Source organism: Gemmatimonadaceae bacterium (assembly GCA_035633115.1).
In the GTDB taxonomy this organism is placed as follows: Bacteria; Gemmatimonadota; Gemmatimonadetes; order Gemmatimonadales; family Gemmatimonadaceae; genus UBA4720.
The window spans coordinates 1-1,582 of record DASQFN010000107.1 but is presented as its reverse complement, the minus strand read 5'-3'; the positions used below and the strand labels follow the sequence as shown (position 1 = coordinate 1,582).

1 protein-coding gene is annotated in these 1,582 nt (G+C 61.9%); it reads right to left on the bottom strand.

What is annotated here, in order from left to right; all coding sequences use genetic code 11:
* Positions 1-211: 211 nt before the first annotated feature.
* Positions 212-1,306, bottom strand: coding sequence for an IS630 family transposase (locus VES88_14780; protein ID HYN82751.1), 1,095 nt, complete (start codon positions 1,304-1,306; stop codon positions 212-214).
* Positions 1,307-1,582: the final 276 nt, after the last annotated feature.

Genomic DNA, 1,582 nt, shown 5'->3' with positions numbered 1-1,582 from the left:
GGTTGGCGCAAGTGCAGGTCAATGCAGCACTTGCGTATCGGGCGATCGATTGGCCGGCACCAAACGCGCATGAAATCTGGGATTGCCCGCGCAGGATTCTCCAAGCCATGGCGTAGGTCATGTGGGGCGCATGGACCGAAGATCGTCGGTGCGCCGCCCCGACCGATGCGCGGAACACCTGTCTTCGTCTGATTCCGCACTCGCCGCAACACTAGTGTCCTGTCTTTGAGATTCGTTGACAATGGCGTTCGACGCGGCCGAGGATGAGGTCGGCGTCGGCGGTCCACGCGAACGGCTTGGCGTCGTCGTTGCGGTGATCGAGATACGCGCGGATGGCGCCTTCCAGCGCGGCGACGCTTGTGTGCACGCCGCGACGCAGTTGCTTGTTGGTCAGTTCCGCGAACACGCGCTCGACCTGATTGAGCCAGCTGGCGCTGGTGGGCGTGAAGTGCACGTGATACTGCGGGTGCTGCTGCAACCAGCGTTTGACCCTCGGCGTCTTGTGCGTGGCGTAGTTGTCCAGCACCAGATGCACGGCGGTTCCGTCGGCGGCCGTCGCCTGCACCACCTCATCCACGGTGTTGAGGAACTTGATGAACTCCTGATGCCGATGCCGGCGATGACACTCCCCGATCACCAGACCCGTTCGCACATCCAGGGCCGCGAACAGGCTGGTGGTGCCGTGACGAACGTAATCGTGCGAGCGTCGCTCGGCCTGACCGGGCATCATCGGCAGCAGCGGCTGCGTGCGATCCAGCGCCTGAACCTGGCTCTTCTCATCCACGCACAGCACCATCGCGTTCTCCGGCGGGCTCAGGTACAGGCCCACGATGTCGCGCACCTTTTCGATGAACTGCGGATCGCTGGAGAGCTTAAAGGTCTCGACGCGGTGCGGCTGCAGGCCGAACGCCTTCCAGATGCGATGCACGCTGCCGTGCGACATGCCGACCGCCTCCGCCATCGAGCGCGTGCTCCAGTGCGTCGCGTTGGGCGGCTTGGTTTCCAGCGTCCGCGTGATCACCGCCTCCACACGCTCATCGGTGATGCTGCGTTTGACGCCCGGCCGCGGATCATCCTGCAGACCGTCAAGGCGCCGGGTCAGGAATCGTTTGCGCCACTTCAGCACGGTTTGCCGGCGCAGATCGAGCTTGTCGCCGATCTTCGCGTAGCTCCAGCCCTCGGCATCCAGCAGGATGATCTTGCAGCGCGTGGCCAGCGCCTGGCTGCTCTTGGGCCGACGCGCCCAGCGCTGCAGTGTGCTTCGTTCCTCATCGGTCAGGGTCAATGGCGTTCGCACGTACGGCATCGCTCGGCTCCAGATTACTCCAGAACCGATCCGCACAAACCCGCTCACATGTTGCGCTTTTCTTCACAACAGGACACTAGCATCAAATGCCTTGATGCGACATAGTGTGAAAACTCCCTCTTGGGCGTGAAGATAGTTGTTATCACATCGAGGTACTTGAACCAATCCAACACCATCCTGGTTTCGTGAAACAGAGATCGGTCGGATTTGCTTGAGCGAGGACGTGCGCAAGGCCCACACACACAAGTATTGCGCCGGCTGTTTACCACCGTCCTT